Annotated in this window: 13 protein-coding genes, 3 tRNA genes and 1 other RNA gene; 11 read left to right on the top strand and 6 right to left on the bottom strand. The window is 70.7% G+C overall.

Annotated elements, in window-relative coordinates; genetic code table 11:
• Positions 1–35: 35 nt before the first annotated feature.
• From BLR49_RS06845 to BLR49_RS06835, 3 genes are all read left to right on the top strand, one after another.
• The gene (locus BLR49_RS06845; RefSeq protein WP_092535419.1) at positions 36–440 is read left to right on the top strand and encodes a DUF3052 domain-containing protein; all 405 of its coding nucleotides are present in this window, start codon (positions 36–38) and stop codon (positions 438–440) included.
• Positions 441–488: 48 nt separating this feature from the next.
• Positions 489–561, top strand: a tRNA-Val gene (locus tag BLR49_RS06840).
• Between the two features lie 54 nt (positions 562–615).
• The gene (locus BLR49_RS06835) at positions 616–1356 is read left to right on the top strand and encodes a YdcF family protein (RefSeq protein ID WP_092535416.1); all 741 of its coding nucleotides are present in this window, start codon (positions 616–618) and stop codon (positions 1354–1356) included.
• Here BLR49_RS06835 and BLR49_RS06830 read toward each other — a convergent pair.
• Positions 1284–2456, bottom strand: a complete 1173-nt coding sequence (locus tag BLR49_RS06830) for an aminotransferase class I/II-fold pyridoxal phosphate-dependent enzyme (RefSeq protein WP_092535413.1) — start codon at positions 2454–2456, stop codon at positions 1284–1286. The genes BLR49_RS06835 and BLR49_RS06830 overlap by 73 nt on opposite strands.
• A gap of 199 nt (positions 2457–2655) precedes the next feature.
• On the opposite strand from BLR49_RS06830, the gene BLR49_RS06825 reads away from it, so the two are divergent.
• From BLR49_RS06825 to rnpB, 5 genes are all read left to right on the top strand, one after another.
• Positions 2656–2746: transfer RNA gene (locus BLR49_RS06825), tRNA-Ile, on the top strand.
• 17 nt (positions 2747–2763) lie between these two features.
• Positions 2764–2844 (top strand) — tRNA-Leu (locus tag BLR49_RS06820).
• 22 nt (positions 2845–2866) lie between these two features.
• A complete protein-coding gene (locus tag BLR49_RS06815) occupies positions 2867–3739 on the top strand; it encodes a Nif3-like dinuclear metal center hexameric protein (RefSeq protein WP_092535410.1) in 873 nt (290 codons plus the stop codon).
• Positions 3740–3866: 127 nt separating this feature from the next.
• Positions 3867–4601, top strand: coding sequence for a zinc ribbon domain-containing protein (locus tag BLR49_RS06810; protein ID WP_092535406.1), 735 nt, complete (start codon positions 3867–3869; stop codon positions 4599–4601).
• A 65-nt stretch (positions 4602–4666) separates the two neighbouring features.
• An RNA gene (gene rnpB / locus BLR49_RS06805) (RNase P RNA component class A) lies at positions 4667–5059 on the top strand.
• Between the two features lie 103 nt (positions 5060–5162).
• Here the strand turns inward: rnpB and BLR49_RS06800 are convergent.
• Positions 5163–6290: a hypothetical protein gene (locus BLR49_RS06800; RefSeq protein ID WP_092535402.1), complete on the bottom strand. Its 1128-nt coding sequence runs from the start codon at positions 6288–6290 to the stop codon at positions 5163–5165.
• A gap of 209 nt (positions 6291–6499) precedes the next feature.
• Positions 6500–7390, bottom strand: a complete 891-nt coding sequence (map, locus tag BLR49_RS06795) for a type I methionyl aminopeptidase (protein ID WP_092535399.1) — start codon at positions 7388–7390, stop codon at positions 6500–6502.
• 69 nt (positions 7391–7459) lie between these two features.
• On the opposite strand from map, the gene BLR49_RS06790 reads away from it, so the two are divergent.
• Positions 7460–8203, top strand: coding sequence for a histidine phosphatase family protein (locus BLR49_RS06790; protein ID WP_092535396.1), 744 nt, complete (start codon positions 7460–7462; stop codon positions 8201–8203).
• 99 nt (positions 8204–8302) lie between these two features.
• On the opposite strand, the gene panB is transcribed toward BLR49_RS06790, so the two are convergent.
• From panB to BLR49_RS06775, 3 genes are all read right to left on the bottom strand, one after another.
• Complete coding sequence (panB, locus tag BLR49_RS06785; RefSeq protein ID WP_281241803.1) at positions 8303–9091, bottom strand: 3-methyl-2-oxobutanoate hydroxymethyltransferase; 789 nt, start codon at positions 9089–9091, stop codon at positions 8303–8305.
• Between the two features lie 258 nt (positions 9092–9349).
• Complete coding sequence (locus tag BLR49_RS06780) at positions 9350–9868, bottom strand: DUF6036 family nucleotidyltransferase (RefSeq protein ID WP_092535390.1); 519 nt, start codon at positions 9866–9868, stop codon at positions 9350–9352.
• A 3-nt stretch (positions 9869–9871) separates the two neighbouring features.
• On the bottom strand, positions 9872–10255 hold the full coding sequence (locus tag BLR49_RS06775; RefSeq protein ID WP_092535386.1) for a hypothetical protein: 384 nt from the start codon (positions 10253–10255) through the stop codon (positions 9872–9874).
• 188 nt (positions 10256–10443) lie between these two features.
• Between BLR49_RS06775 and glnA the strand changes: the two genes are divergently transcribed.
• Both glnA and BLR49_RS06765 read left to right on the top strand, forming a co-directional pair.
• Positions 10444–11775 carry a type I glutamate--ammonia ligase gene (gene glnA / locus BLR49_RS06770; RefSeq protein WP_092535516.1) on the top strand — a complete coding sequence of 444 codons (1332 nt, stop codon included), beginning with the start codon at positions 10444–10446 and terminating at the stop codon, positions 11773–11775.
• A 7-nt stretch (positions 11776–11782) separates the two neighbouring features.
• The gene (locus BLR49_RS06765; protein ID WP_092535383.1) at positions 11783–15331 is read left to right on the top strand and encodes a bifunctional [glutamine synthetase] adenylyltransferase/[glutamine synthetase]-adenylyl-L-tyrosine phosphorylase; all 3549 of its coding nucleotides are present in this window, start codon (positions 11783–11785) and stop codon (positions 15329–15331) included.
• Positions 15332–15343: the final 12 nt, after the last annotated feature.

Raw genomic sequence — 15343 nt, 5'->3', positions numbered from 1 at the left:
ATGTGTGGCCCAGGCATGAAACGGAGAGGACAACAGTGGCGAGCACAGCGGCCGGAGCCTTCGGCTTCGCCCCCGGTCTCATCATCCAGGAGTTCGGATACGACGACGACGTCGACGAGACCCTACGACAGGCCGCCGAGGCCCAGACCGGCACCGAGCTGGTGGACGAGGACTTCGAGGACGTCGCCGACTCCGCCATCATCTGGTGGCGGGACGACGACGGCGACATCGACGACCTGACCGACCTGTTGGTCGACGCCCAGGCCAACCTCGACGGCGACGGCACGGTCTGGGTACTGACCCCCAAGGCCCGCACCACCGGGGCGGTGGACGCCACCGAGATCGAGGAGGCGGCCCGCACCGCCGGCATGCACGCCACCTCCGCCGCCTCCATGGGCGAGCGCTGGAGCGGCATCCGCGTGTCCAGCCGCAGGCATTGATGGCGTAAACTGTCGCCCGCGCCGCCGACCGTCGGTGGCGGCGGACAAGGACCTGTAGCTCAGCTGGTAGAGCAACGCGTTTACACCGCGTAGGTCGTCGGTTCGAGCCCGGCCGGGTCCACTGTCAGCTCCATGCCCTGGTCTTGGCGCGTCGAGGCTTGCCGGAAGGATCCCCATGGCCAGTGCTTCCCCCAGCGGTCGCGCGCCGCTGGTCCTGGGCGCCGTCGTCGTCGCGGTGCTTGCGGCTGGGGAGGCGACGCACTGGATCGCGTCCCACTGCCTGCTGGGGCCGGGTGCCGTGTCGGCGTCTGCGCCCGGGGGAGAGACGGTGGTGGTGCTCGGGCACGCCGATCCCGGTCCCACCGCTGGAGCCGAGAATCGTAGGCGTGTGCGGGCCGGCCTGCGCAGTCGCAGCACGCCGGAGTCCCAGCTGGTGCTGTCCGGCGGGGCGGTGGCGGGGCCGGTTACGGAGGCCGAGCTCATGGCCCGCTACGCCACCGAAGACCGCGGCTACACCGGACCGCTCGCACTTGAGACCACGAGTCGCTCCACCTGGGAGAACATCGTCGCCGTCATCCCCCTGCTTGAGGACTCCGCCCGTATCATCATCGTCTCCGACTGCGTGCACGCGCTCAAGGCCCGGATGTTTCTGCGTCGGCAGTGCCCCGACCTGGCCGCACGCCTGGCCCGGGGGCGCGACTACCGGCTGGGCGAGGACCTGCTGCACAAGCCGGCCTCCGCGCTGGCCGGGATCATCGACCTGGGGCTGTCCGCGTGGGTGCCCGGGTGGGCGCGCAACTCCGCCACCGGCCTGGCCGGGGTGCGGCGTCTGCTTGCCCGCGGTCAGGCCAGGCCCTCCAGGAAGCCGCCCAGCCGGTCCAGCCCCTCGGTGATCTCCGCTGACGAGGCCGCATAGGACAGGCGCACGTGCGACTCGGCGGTGCGTACCCCGAAGTCGCGCCCCGGCGTCAGCGCCACGTGCGCCTCCTCCAGCGCCCGCATGCAGAAGTCCCATGAGGACAGCCCCGTGGCGGAGACGTCGAAGTAGATGTAGAAGGCCCCGTCTGGCTCCACCGGCACCTCCAGGCCGAGGCTGCGCAAGCGCCCCAGCGTCAGCCGGCGCCGGTCGACCAGCTCCGCCCGATGCTCCTCGCAGAGCGCGAGCGAGGCGGGGGCGAACGCCTCCAGCGCGGCGATCTGCGCCGGCGTCGAGGCGCACAGGAAGTAGTTGACCGCCAGATTCTGCGCCGGCTCGACGAGCTCCTCGGGCAGTACCAGCCAGCCCAACCGCCAGCCGGTCATCCCGAAGTACTTGGAGAAACTGGACACGACGATGGCGTCGGGATCCGTGGCGAGCACCGTGCGAGCCGGGCGGCCCTGCGCGTCCGGATCGGACAGCCCCAGATAGATCTCGTCCACGATCCGCCACGCCCCCTGCGCGCGTGCGGCAGCGCACAGCCGAGCCAACTCGTCGAAGGGGATGGAGGTGCCCGTGGGGTTCGACGGCGTCGCCATCATGACCGCATTGGTGTACGGGGTCCAGGCGGTCTCCATGGCATCGACGTCCAGCTGGTAGCGGGTCTCCGCGAAGGTGTGCGCCATCACGATGCGGCCCCCGAAGGACGCCACTAGCTCACGGTTGCACGGGTAGCACGGATCGGCGATGACGACGTCGTCACCCGGCTCGGTCGTCAGGGCCGTGGCCAGCAGCAGCCCGGCTGAGGCGCCGGAGGTGACCAGGATGCGCTCGGGACTGACGTCTACGCGGTGGTGCTCCCGGTAGAAGCGGGCAATCGCCTGGCGCAGCTGCGGCAGCCCGGCGGCGGGCGTGTAGGGCAGATCCTGCCGGGCGGCGCGCGCGAGCGCCTCGCGCACCGGGGGCGGGGCGCCGAAGCTGGGCTCTCCCAGACTCAGCTTGGACACCGAGTGCCCCTGGGCCTCGATCTCGCGGGCGCGCGCACCGATACTCATGGCGTGGAACGGCGGTGCGAATAGTCCGCGCTGCGCGAGCTTCATGGTTCTCTTTCCAAGACGTGCGCACCATGCCAGGCGCGCGGCACAAGTTGAGTCGGAGTAGTCAAGGCTAGGCCCGCCTGCCGAGCGACGCACGGGAACAGACGTGGGAAATACGCCACCCCCGGGGCTGATAGTCTCTAGGGCGTCGGCCCTGCGGCCGACGCCGAAGCCGGGCCCCGTACCGCGGGCTCGCCTTCGCGCCCCCTTAGCTCAGTGGTTAGAGCAGCGAGCTTATACCTCGTGCGTGCCTGATAAGCACATGGTCCTGGGTTCGAATCCCAGAGGGGGTACCGGGTTCAGGACTCCGGCCCCTGTGGTGGAACGGTAGACACGGCGACCTTAAAAGTCGCTGCCTGCGGGCGTGCGGGTTCGAAACCCGCCAGGGGCACTTCGGCCGCTAACCTGTGTCCATGACCCAGCCCTCACCCAACGGCGCCCAGGAAGCGGAGACCATCAGGCCCCTGACCGTCGGGGAGGTGGAGGCCATGCTGCGGGCGGCCGCCCCGCCGCAGCTGGCGGAGTCGTGGGACTCCAACCAGCTGATCTGCGGAGACCCGGATGACCCCGTGCACAGCATCCTGCTGGCCGTGGACCCGGTGGCCGCCGTCGTCGACGAGGCCATTGCGCGGGGCGCGAACATGGTCATCACTCATCACCCCCTCTACCTGCGCGGCACCGACCACGTCTCGGCCATCGACCCCAAGGGGCGGGTGGCCCACCGGCTCATCCGCGCGGGCATCGCCCTGGCGAATGCGCACACCACGCTTGACGCCGCACACGGAGGGGTCGCCTCCGCGCTGGCCGCACGGGTCGGCCTGGAACGGACCCGGCCGCTGCAACCCAGCCCCGCCGACCCCTCCCAGGGCATCGGCAGAGTAGGCAGGCTCCCGGCGCCCGCCCGCCTGCGCGACTTCGCGGAGAGCGTGGCGGCGGCCCTGCCCGACTCCGCTCCCGGCCTGTTGGTGGGCGGAGACCCGGAGGCGGTCGTCGAGACGGTCGCCGTCTCCGGCGGCGCCGGGGACTCGCTGCTCGAGGCGGCTCGCGCCGCCGGCGCCGACGTGTTCCTGACCGCGGATCTGCGACACCATCCGGCCAGCGAGCATCTGGAGGCGGGACGCCCATACCTGCTGTGCGGTACCCACTGGGCCACCGAATGGGTGGGGCTGCCGCCGCTGGCCGCCGGGCTCGAGGCCGCTGCGGCCGCGCGCGGGCATAGACTTCGCACGCACGTGTCGCAGATCGTCACCGACCCGTGGGCGCTGCGCCTGAGCACCGGGTCCTGACTCGAGGCCACGCCGCGGGCGCTCGGTGGCAGCCGTGCCCGCCTCGAGCGGACGGTGCGCAGCGTGCGGAAGGCACTGCCGTTCAAAACTCGATACCCACCCCGACGGATCAGCGAAGGATCAAGCCGTGACCAGCGCCCCCCTCAGCCAGCAGCGACTGCTCATCGACCTGCAAGGACTCGACTCGCAGCTCGCACGCCTCACCCACGAGCGCAAGCACCTGCCCGTGCTGGAACGCATTGAGGCCACGGTCGAGCGCCTGAAGACCAACCGCCGCCGCGCCGTCGTGGCCGCCGCCGCGCTTCAGGAGGCGCAGGCCAACGCCAAGACGCGCGAGGAGGAGGTCGGCCAGGTCGTCCGTCGTGCCCAGGTGCTGCGGGAACGCCTCTCATCCGGTCAGGCAGCGGCCCGCGACCTGCCGGCCATTCAGTCCGAGATCGATCAGCTCGGCCGCCGCCAGACGGCCCTGGAGGAGGCGCAGATAGCCGCCATGGAGGCCCTCGAGGCCGCGCAGGCGGAGGCGGATGCGGCCGGAGCCGAGGAGCAGGAGATTCGGGCCGGCGGCCGGGAGCTGACGGCCTCCCGAGACGCCGACTTCGCCCGACTGGATGCTCAGATCGCTGACACTCGCGCCAAGCGCGCGGACCTGGCGGCCGTAATCGACGACCAGCTGCTGGCCGAATACGAGGCGGTGCGCAAGTCCACCGGCGGGCTGGGGGCCGTGGCCCTGTACGGGCGCCGGGTCGAGGGCGGCAGCGTCGAGATCAGCCCGCAGGAGTACGCCCGGATCATGGCCGCGCCGAAGGACCGGATCATCCACGCCGAGGACAACGACGTGATCGTGGTCCGCATGGAGGACTGAAGGCTGAGCCGGGCGCAGCCCGCTACCCCCTTGGCGCGCCGTTCGCCTAGAATCTTCCCCGCGGACGAGCCGACCGGGCGGCCGCGGTACCGCCGGTTAGCCGGCGGATCGAGGAACGTCCGGGCTCCACAGAGCAGGGCGGTGGCTAACGGCCACCCGGGGTGACCCGCGGGACAGTGCCACAGAAAGCAGACCGCCGGCCTCGGCCGGTGAGGGTGAAACGGTGGGGTAAGAGCCCACCAGCGTGACGGGTGACCGCCACGGCTAGGTAAACCCCGCCCGGAGCAAGACCGCGCAGCAGGTGCCCGTCATCACGGTGGCGGAAAGGGTTGCTCGCCCGAGCCTGCGGGTAGGTCGCGTGAGGCCACCGGCAACGGTGGTCCAAGATGGATGGTCGCCACCGCCGCACCGGCAACGGTGGGCGGCAACAGAACCCGGCGTACAGGTCGGCTCGTCCGCGCTCCCTCGCAAACAGGCAGACGGCGGCCCCGCCCAATGGGCGGGGCCGCCGTCGCTCAATAGAACCGGTTGAGCATCCGGGCTGGTGCCCGTCAGACGGGCTCAGAAGGACTTGGCCGCCATGTACAGCTCGTCAGAGCCATAGAAGCCCTTGACCGCGAAGACGCCCTCCTGGGCCTTGGCGTCCTCCTCGCTGATGATGAACATGAAGTAGCCCGTGGCGGTGCCGCCGTCACGCGGCATGTCCTGTTGCTTGAACTCGCTGTCGATGTACAGGTTGGTCTGCTCGGTGGTGTTGCCGTCCTTGACGTAGTCGACCGTCAGGTCGTAGGCATCCATCTTGCCCTTGCCGTGATATGTCACGGTGACCGGGACACGCATGTAGACCTTGCCGCTGCCGGGGTCCTCGTAGCGGTACTTGCCGGCCTCCGACTCGACGGTGGACGTGGCATCCCACTCGACGGAGCCGAACGCCACATCGAAAGACGCGTCCGGGTCGTCGGCGTACTCGCTGGCCGTGAAGGTGATCTGCTGCTTCTCGGGGTCGCCCGGGTTGTCCATGGTGGTGCCCACGTCAGAGGAGGAGTCCGAATCGTCGCTCTTGTCGTCCGAGGAGGAATCGCTAGAGCTGTCGTCCTTGGAAGTGCTGTCGTCCGAGTCGTCGCTGCGGCTGGATGTCGTGGTGCCTGAACGCTGCTCGCCCTCGTCGTCGCCGCCGGTCAGCGCCACGATGAGGCCGATCACCAGCGCCAGCACGACCACGCCGATGATGGTCCAGAACCACCACTGCTTGGTCACCGGCTTCTTGCCGCCGGGGCCGCCCTGGCCCACGTCGATCGGCTGCCAGCCGGCGGCCTGCGGAGAGGCCCCCGGAGCCTGCTGCTGGTTGTGGTACGGCGTCGGAGACTGGGCATAGTTCATGCTGGCTGCGTACGGACTCGCCCCGGAGGCGTAGTCGCCGGAGGGAGCCGAGGCGGACTGGCCGGTGGGGTCAGCCACGGGAGCGGACGCGCCGGCGGGGACGGCCTGGGTGGGCGCCCAGCCGGCGTCGGGTGCAGAGCCCGCCTGTGGAGCGGAACCGGCGCTCGCGCCGGGGGCGGAGTCCTCGACCCACAGCTGCCAGCCCTCGGGGGCGGGGCCCCAGGCGGGGTCGGGCTGCCAGCCCGCGGGGGGAGTGAATCCCTCGGGGGGCGCGGGCCAGTTCGGCGGCGGGTTGAAGCGTAGAGCCATGAGTTACAACCTTCCGGGAAGGGGAATGCATGTTGTCACGCGATGCCGCGAGTGTCGGTCGCGGACATGTCACGAAGATGAATGTACACGTGGGGATGCGCTCATGGCGCATTCGTCTCAGCCAAGAGGATGGGGAGAAGTGCCCGGCCGCGTCTGGGCGGGGCGGAACTCGGCGCCGGAAGTGCGGGCGTGCGGAGTCGATACGCGGCTCACGGCAGGGTGAGGATATCTGCGCCGTTCTCCGTAACCACCAGCGTGTGCTCGAACTGGGCCGTGCGCGAGCGGTCCTTGGTGACCACGGTCCAGCCGTCGTCCCACTGCTCCCAGTCCTCCGTGCCCAGTGTGAGCATCGGCTCAATCGTGAAGACCATCCCCACCTCCATGACGTCGTCGAAGCGGGGGGCGGAGTCGTAGTGGGGGATGATCAACCCGGAGTGAAATGCCTCACCGACCCCGTGTCCGGTGTAGTCGCGCACCACGCCGTAGTCGAAGCGCTTGGCGTACTTCTCGATGACGCGACCGATCACGTTGACTTCGCGCCCCGGCCTGACGGTCTTGATGCCGCGCTCCATGGCCGTGCGGGTGCGCTCGATCAGCAGTGCCGTCTCCTCGTCCACCTCACCCACCGCGTAGGTGGCGTTGGTGTCGCCATGGACACCCTCGTAGTACGCGGTCACGTCCAGGTTGATCAGGTCGCCCTCCTGCAGCACGGTGGAGTCGGGGATGCCGTGGCAGATGACCTCGTTGATCGAGGTGCAGATCGACTTGGGGAAGCCCATGTAGCCCAGGCAGGAGGGGTAGGCGTGATGGTCGCACATGTACTCGTGCGCGATCCGGTCCAGCTCGTCCGTGGTCACTCCCGGCGCGATCGCCTTGGCGGCCTCCGCCATGGCCCGGGCCGCGATCCGGCCCGCGGCGCGAATCCGCTCGATGGTCTCGGCGTCCTTGACGTCGGAGGCCGTCACCCGCTCCGGGCCGTCATGGAACATGTACTCGGGGCGGGCGACGGAGGCGGGCACGTGCCGCTCGGGGGTGAGAACGCCTTTGGTGAGGGTGCCGCGTGGAGCCCGGTCCGCGAGCACGGTGGTCGCTGTAGTCATGGCGACAGCATAGGAGCCATATGCGCAGTGGAACCCACGCCAAACTGTGCACTGCCATACGATTGCGGCATGGCGAGGATCTACTTCGTGCGGCACGGCCGCACCGTCCTGAACGAGCAGCGGCGCACCCAGGGACGGTCGGACTCCCCGCTCACTCCCGAGGGGCGCGTGGGCGCCGAGATCTGCCGGGACTACCTCGCCGAGGTGCCCTTCACCCGCGCCTACTTCAGCCCCCAGGGCCGGGTGCAGGAGACCGGCGGCATCCTGCTGCAGGCCCACCCCGGAGTGGAACCCGTGAACCTCACTGGCCTGCGCGAGTACAACTACGGCATCTACGACGGCGGCCCCGACCCGGTCATGCACGCCGCCCTGCCCGCGGAGCAGCACCTGCCGGCCGTCCTGGCCGGCGTCCACCCCGGCGCTCCCGACGGCATCACCGCCCGTGAGTACCTCGCCGACGTCGACGCGGCCCTGGCCCGGATCCTCGCCGACCTGCGCGCCGCCGCAGCGAGCGGGCAGACTGTCGACAACGTGCTCGTCGTCTCCCACGGCATGACTCTGATGACCATCATGGCCCGCTGGGTCGGCCCCGAGATCTACGCCATGGCGCCCATGGCCAACTGTGCGGTGACCACCGTGGAGGTGACCCCGGCCGCCGTCGACGGCGCTCCGCGGCTGCTCGCCTGGGCGGAGGACCCCGGCAACCAGGGGGTCACCTACCCGGTCCGGGATTTCAGCAGCGCGTTCGTGGGGGTCGTGCCCGTGCCCATCGACTGGGAGCACCCGGAAGGAGTGGCGGCGCAGGACTCCTGAGAGCCGGATGTGCGAGCCGCGGGCCGCGCGGTGCTGCGGCTCGTTGGCGCCGGTGGCGGCGCTGACACCTCTACCCGGGATGAGTACAGGCGTCGGTATTCAGGCCTCGAAGCTCTCCGCCGGGCCCGGGAAGGAGCCGTCCTGCACGGCCGCGTTGTAGTCCTGTGCGGCCTGATGCAGCGCCTGGCCGACCTGCCCGAAGCGGCGCACGAAGCGCGGCGTCCAGTCGGTCATCCCGGCCATGTCCGTCCACACCAGCACCTGGCCGTCGCAGCCGGCGCCCGCACCGATGCCGATCGTGGGCACCGGCACCGCCTGAGTGATGCGGGATGCCACGGGGGCGGGCACCATCTCCAGGACGATGGCGACTGCCCCGGCGTCCGCCAGCGCCACGGCGTCGGCCAGCAGCGCTTCCTGCGCGTCCTCGCCGCGGCCCTGCACCCGGAAGCCGCCCAGCTTGTTGACCGACTGCGGGGTGAAGCCGAGGTGCCCGACCACCGGTATGCCCGCGTCGGACAGCAGCTTGACCGTCTGCGCGCGGGGGCGCCCGCCCTCGAGCTTGACGGCGTTGGCCCCCACCCGCATGAGCCGGGCGGCGCTGGCCAGGGCCTGCTCCGGGCCGGCCTCGTAGGTGCCGAAGGGCAGGTCAGCCACTACCAGTGCCCGAGTGGCGGCGCTGGCCACCGAGCGGGTGGCGACGACCATCTCGTCGAGGGTTACCGGCATGGTGGAGTCGTAGCCGAGCATCACGTTGCCCAGTGAGTCGCCCACCAGCAGCATGTCCGTACCCGCAGCGTCGAGGATGCGGGCGGTGACGGCGTCGTAGGCGGTGAGCATGGTCAGCTTCTCGCCCCGCTCCTTGGCGCCGACCAGGTGGTGGACGCGCACCTTCTTGACCTGCGAGAGCTGCGATGCCGGAGCGTCCGCAGCGCTGGCGGCGGCCGCGACGGCACCTGCGGCGGTATCGGCGGCGGTATCGGCGGTCGCAGAGGGCTCGCCGACCGGATGAGAGGACGCGGAAGTGCTCATGCCCGGAGCCTACTCGTCGCATGCGGGCTGGGGATTGTCGATCAGAAGGCACGAACCATCAGGCCGAGGAGATGACTCCTCATGCCCCGCTCGCCACACCCCAAGCCGGAAGCGTCGCTAAAGCTCTGCCGCGATGTCCTCCACGAAGAGCTCTGTACGGCCGTCGACGCGGAAGTAGCGGCCGACTCGCTGTTGGATCTGAGCCTCGTTCGTCAACCCCATGAGGCGGCAAAGAGCGACTGCGTCGCGGCGATCAGCGTCCGACTGTCTTGAGGACAGTACCTTCATGGCCAAGAGATAGTCTGGGGAGGCTACATTGACCGTCAACGCGGGACCGATCTCGATCGTGCGCGGGTCAGCGTCAGCGGAGAAGTCAAAACCCAAGTCGGTGACACCATCACTGAGCCAATTCGGAGACAGGCCGTGCCTAGCCGCGATCGTCCGCGCGTGCTCGAGCACCACGTCGCGTGGCAGGAAAGCCGCGTCTATGTCCGCGGTTGTGCGCCTGATGTCATAGGTCAGGGCCATCGCGGAGCCACCTACGATGTACAGCTCAGCCTCCTGGCCGTGCTCCTCCAACAGGGTGTTGAGCTCCTTCAGCAGCGCAATGATGCTCTCTCGGGTGAACTCCTCCATGGTTCACACTCCTTGCAGGTTGCCGCGGGCCAGGCACACGCCCTTTTCCCGCAGCGGGACGGGAGTGCGCAGGTAGGACAACGCGAAGCGACGTTGCGGCGCCAGCGGATCGAAGATGTCGCTGACATCGTCCGGAGTGCGGCGAGCCCAGTCAAGCACCGCGGGGTCGTTCAGCCTGCTGGCACCAGTCCATAGGGCGGCGCCCTGGATAAGCCGGTCCCAGCCCGGATGGCCGGTTGAGGGAGGCTCACCATGCGCCTGGTCCAACTCGGGGCCGGGCGCCATGGCCTGAAGCTCCGTCACCAGGTTCTTGAGCACCTGAACGGCGAAGTGGTTATCCGCCTCGTCCGCTTTCCAAGCGGCGAAGTCGCTGTAGGTCCGGATCACCGTAATCTTCCTCCACTGGCCTCGCTCCGACACCAGCATAGGCCCAGACACAGTCGCTGGTGGCGTCGGTTCTCGAAACCCGGCCGACTCCTCGAGCCGATAGGCTGCCTCCGCAAGCATGCGGCGGCCGCGTCGCCCTACCGGACACGCGCCGGCCAGTGCCGCGCAAGGAGGCAATGAACAGCATCATGGACAAGCAGCAGGAATACGTCCTCCGCGCCATCGAGGAACGCGACATCCGCTTCATCCGACTGTGGTTCACGGACGTGCTCGGGCAACTCAAGTCGGTTGCCATCGCCCCCGCCGAGGTGGAGGGCGCCTTCGAGGAGGGGATCGGTTTCGACGGCTCCGCCATTGAGGGACTCACCCGCGTGTTCGAATCCGACATGCTCCTGTCCCCGGATCCCTCCACCTTCCAGATGCTGCCCTGGCGGGAGGAGGTCAACAGCGTCGCCCGGATGTTCTGCGACGTGCTCACTCCCGACGGCGAACCGGCCCGTACCGATCCGCGCGCCGTGCTCGAGCGGCAGCTCGCCCGCGTGGCCGACGCCGGCTTCACCTGCTACGTGCACCCCGAGATCGAGTTCTACCTGGTGGACCGTGACGGTGACGGCCGCATCGTCCCCACCGACTACGCCGGCTACTTCGACCACGTGCCCGGCGGCACCGCGCACGAGTTCCGCCGTCACGCCATCCTCATGCTTGAGCAGATGGGCATCTCGGTGGAGTTCTCCCACCACGAGGGCGGCCCCGGCCAGAACGAGATCGACCTGCGCTTCGCCGACGCGCTGTCCATGGCGGACAACATCATGACCTTCCGCGCCGTGGTCCAGGAAGTGGCCCTGCAGGAGGGCTGCCAGGCCACCTTCATGCCCAAGCCCTTCATCGGCCAGCCCGGAAGCGGCATGCACACCCACTTCTCGCTGTTCGAGGGTGACCGCAACGCCTTCCATGACCCGGCCGGGCAGTACCAGCTCTCCGCCACAGGGCGTGCGTTCATCGCCGGCCTGCTGCACCACGCCACCGAGATCTGCGCGGTGACCAACCAGCACGTCAACTCCTACAAGCGGCTGTGGGGCGGGGACGAGGCCCCCAGCTACGTGTGCTGGGGCCACAACAACCGCTCCGCCCTGGTGCGGGTGCCCATGCACAAGCCCGGCAAGGCCCAGTCCGTGCGCATCGAGTTCCGCGGCATCGACTCCTCCGCCAACCCCTACCTGGCCTTCGCCGTGATTCTGGCTGCGGGCCTGAAGGGCATCGAGGAGGGCTACGAGTTGCCCGCTGAGGCGGAGGACACCGTCTGGGCGCTGTCGGAGCTGGAGCGCAAGTCGCTCGGCATTGGCGCGTTGCCCACCTCCCTGAAGAGCGCGGTGGCCGCGATGGCCGAGTCGGACCTGGTGGCCGACACCCTGGGGGAGGACGCCTTCGAGTTCTTCCGCCGCAACAAGCGCCGCGAGTACCTGGCCTACGACGCCCAGGTCACCGACTTCGAGATCAGCCAGTTCTTCCCGAGACTGTGACGCCGTGATGCCCACCAACCATGGGAGGGAGACGGGGCGAGGCCCGGGGAGCAGCTCCGCGGGGCCAGCGGGCGGCGATCCCGTCCTCAACAGGCGCAGCCGCTGGCCCAGCACCCGGGCCCGGCTGCTTTGGGCCGGGTTCACTGAGGTAGAGCGCGCCTACGCTCTGCTCACCGACCCGGCGCTGGCCCCTTTCCTGCCGCCGGTGGCCAGCCCGTCCGGCTCCGGCACGCAGGGCGAGCTGCCAGGGCTCGACCCGGCCCGTGGACGGCTCGTGGACGAGCTTGGCGCTACCGCGGACCCGGACCTGGCCCTGCTCGCGCTTGTCCGCCTGGCGGAGGCCTGCACCGTGATCGGCGCCGGCACCGCAGCCGAGCCGGCCCAGGCTAGTGGCGGCGCCGGTTCCGACGGCGGTTCCAGCGGCGTGTGCGCCCCCGCGTACGCGCTCCGCGCGCTGCTGCGCCTGGAGCCCGAGGCCGGAGAGGACTCTGAGGACCGGACGGCCGATGAAGCCCGTGCTGCGCACCGTGCCCGCCTGTTCGCGGTGCTCGGTGCCTCCCAGGCGCTCGGCGACTTCCTGATCACCCACCCCGAGCACCTGGACTCCCTCGCCCCTGAGCACGCCTGGGACGCTTCCGGCCAGCCCCCGCCCGATATGGCCCTGTCCGACGCCGTCACCGCAGTGCTGGACGGGGTGCCGACGCCGATCTCCGCGGAGCTCGCCGAGCGGTCCATCAGCGCCCTGCGCATCGCCTACCGCAGCAGGCTGCTCGCCGTCGTCGCCGACGACCTGGCCTCCGACACGCCGCTGGCCCATATGCCGGTGGTTGGTCAGCGCATGACCGCGCTTGCCGACGCCGCCCTCGAGGCGGCACTGACCGTCGCGCGCGCCGTGGTCGGCCCCGGAGCCGACCACGTGGCCATGGCGATCATCGCCATGGGCAAGGCCGGCGCCCGGGAGCTGAACTACATCTCCGACGTCGACGTCGTCTACGTCGTCGGCCCTGCCCGCTGGGATGGGGCCGAACCCGTGGACGAGGAGAGCATGGTCCGTATCGGCACGCAGCTGGCCGCCGAGATCGCCCGGGCCACCTCGACCAGCGGGACGGAGCCGCCCCTGTGGCCGCTGGACACGGCGCTGCGCCCCGAGGGCAAGGACGGGGCGCTGGTGCGCACCCTGGACTCGCACCTGGCCTACTACGAGCGCTGGGCCTCCTCCTGGGAGTTCCAGGCGCTGCTCAAGGCCCGCGCCTGCGCCGGTGACCGGGAGCTCGGCGCCGCCTACGAGGCCGGCGTCGCCCCCATGGTCTGGTCGGCCAGCCGACGAGCGAACTTCGTCGACGACGCCCGGGCCATGCGCCGCCGGGTCGAGGTCGAGTCCGCGCAGCCCGGTCCTGACGATCGGCGCATCAAGCTCGGCCCCGGAGGCCTGCGGGACGTGGAGTTCACCGTGCAGCTGCTCCAGCTGGTCCATGGTCGCGCCGATGAGCGCCTGCGCGTGCGCGGCACCCTGGACGCGCTCGCGCAGCTGTCGGAGGGCGGCTACGTGGGGCGCTCCGATGCCGCCGAGCTCGGAGACTGCTACCGGATGCTGCGCCTGCTGGAGCACCGCTCCCAATTGCTGCGTATGCGCCGCACTCACGACCTGCCGGCCAGCGCCGCCGACCTGCGCTGCATCGGTCGGGGCATAGACCGGCGGCGGCTTAAGGACCCCGCCGCGGTGCGCAAGCTGTTCAGCTCGGTGCGCCGACGCGTGCGGGCCCTGCACGAGGAGATCTACTACCGGCCGCTGCTGAGCGCCGCCGCCAGCCTCACCACCGAGGAGATGACGCTCACCCCGGCCGCCGCCCGGGAGCGCCTGGCCGCCTTCGGCTACCTCGACCCCGACGGCGCCCTGCGCCACATCCAGGCACTCACCGAGGGCGTCAGCCGCCGCGCCGCCATTCAGCGCCAGCTGCTGCCGGTGATCATCGGCTGGATCGGGCAGGGCCCCGATCCCGACAACGGTCTACTGTCCTTCCGCAGGCTTTCGGAGTCCATTGGCGGCTCCCACTGGTACCTGGCCATGCTGCGGGACTCGCCCGTGGCCGCCCGCCGCCTGTGCCAGGTGCTGTCCGGTGCCCGCTGGACCACCGACCGCCTGGCCGAGCGCCCCGACTCCATCGCCTGGCTCGACGACGACGCCGAGCTGGCCGCCCGCCCGGCCGGCGCCATTTGTGCCGAGACCGAACGGGTGCTGCGCCGCCGCGCCTTCACCGCCACCGACACCGCCGGCCTGGAGCAGCAGGCCACAGAGGCCATCCGTGCGGTGATGAGCGTGCGCACCCGTGAACTCATCCGCGCCGCCCTGGCCGACTCCCTCGACGGCGTCGACCCCGGCCGCACTGCCCGGATACTCGGGGACGCCACCGACGCCGTCCTGGGGGCGGCCCTGACTGTGGCTACTGGCCTGGTGGTTGCGCAGCGGGACGGGCGGGACGCGGTTGCTGCAGGACCGGATGAGGACGGTACCTGGCCCGCCGCCACCGCCCGTCACGCCATCATCGCCATGGGCCGGCTGGGTGGGCGCGAGATCACCTACACCTCCGACGCCGACGTGCTGTTCGTGCATGAGCCGCTCCCGGGCGCCAATCCCGACGGGGCGGCCGCGGAGGCGGAGGCGGTCGCCAAATGGGTTACCCGGCTGATGGGACAGGCCCGCCCGCACCCGCTGGTGGTGGACACCGGGCTGCGCCCGGAGGGGCGGCAGGGGCCGGTCAGCCGGAGCCTGGATTCCTATGCGGAGTACTACCAGCGCTGGGGATCGGTGTGGGAGCGGCAGGCCCTGTTGCGCGCCCGCGCCTGCGCCGGCGACCGGGGACTCGGGGAGCGCTTCGAGGAGCTGATCAGTCCGCTGCGGTGGAGCCCGGAGGGGCTGGACGACGCCGGGCTGAGGGAGATCCGGCGGCTCAAGGCCCGGATGGAGGCCGAGCGGCTGCCCCGGGGCGCAGACCCGAGTCGGCACGTCAAGCTCGGGCCAGGCGGCCTGTCCGACGTGGAGTGGTCCGCGCAGATCCTCCAGCTGACCCGGGCTGCGCGGGTGCCGGGACTGCGCACCACCTCGACTTTGGAGGCACTGGCTGCGGCCGCGCAGGCGGGCCTGCTCGGGGTGGACGACGCCGGCAAGCTCACCGCCGCCTGGGTGCTGGCCTCCCGGGTGCGCGCCGCCACCGTGCTGGGCACCGGCCGCGAGGGCGGGGAACGGGTGCAGGTGCTGCCCACCGATCAGCGGGAGATCCGGCTGGTCGCGCGGCTGCTGGGCATCCCGGCGGGCAGCGAGCGGGACCTGGAGGATGTCTACCGGCGCACCGCCAGGCACGCCCGGCGTGTGGTCGAGCACGTAGTGTTCGGGGACGCCGCCCCGGCCCGCCCGGCCGCCCCCGCACGTACAGGGGCGGCGTCCTCCCGTCCGCCGCAGAACGCGCGGGCGGGAACCAGGCGCGAGCCGTCCGGCGGCGCCAACGGGGCGCGCCGGGGGAGTAGGCCTCGCGGCGCCGGCCCCTACCCGTGGTCCTAAAGTCCCTGCAGG

Source organism: Actinomyces ruminicola (genome assembly GCF_900103885.1).
In the GTDB taxonomy this organism is placed as follows: Bacteria; Actinomycetota; Actinomycetes; order Actinomycetales; family Actinomycetaceae; genus Actinomyces; species Actinomyces ruminicola.
The sequence above is the reverse complement of the archived record's forward strand: the minus strand, read 5'-3'. Positions and strand labels throughout refer to the sequence as shown.